Raw genomic sequence first — 530 nt, 5'->3', positions numbered from 1 at the left:
GGCAGGCTATCAACCGCCAACTATAGATTTGCCAAGTTCTTGCAAACTTCTGCTGGTCTCACCCATCTGTCCTACGAATGAGACAGCGATACTGTTCGAGAAGATACTTAAAAGTATGAAATTAACGCTTGAACAAGCCATGCATATCGAGCCTGAGCGCCTTGCAATGCTTGGTGAACATCAGTTGGAGTGGGTATGGTTTGCAGGCTGTGAAAGTAACAGTATGGAAAATGCTAAGCAGCTAACCTCGCCGTTATTGCAAGACATTGATGGCAACAATGAACAAAAACGCGCACTTTGGCAGCAAATTTGTTCTTACTCGTAACGTTTGTAAAAGATCGAATACCTAGCTTTATTGTGGCGCGGTATTTCGACCTAATAGGTTAAATCATGACGATTGAAATTCTCCCAATGTGCAGTGAGCATGTGGAGCAAGTTTGGCAAATTGAACAGCAAGCGCATTCTCACCCATGGGCAGAGTCGTTAGTGCGCGATTTGTCGAGTCGCGGTGCGTGCCATCATGTGATGGT

At 45.3% G+C, this 530-nt stretch carries 1 protein-coding gene and 1 pseudogene; both read left to right on the top strand.

Annotated features, from left to right (window positions below):
* The coding region (locus R7Q48_RS30700; RefSeq protein ID WP_318134194.1) for a DNA polymerase III subunit psi at positions 1 to 325 on the top strand (325 nt) is incomplete at its 5' end.
* 65 nt (positions 326 to 390) lie between these two features.
* Positions 391 to 530, top strand: a pseudogene (locus R7Q48_RS30695) (ribosomal-protein-alanine N-acetyltransferase); the annotation flags it as partial.

This window comes from Vibrio sp. 378, assembly GCF_033339435.1.
The sequence above is the reverse complement of the archived record's forward strand: the minus strand, read 5'-3'. Positions and strand labels throughout refer to the sequence as shown.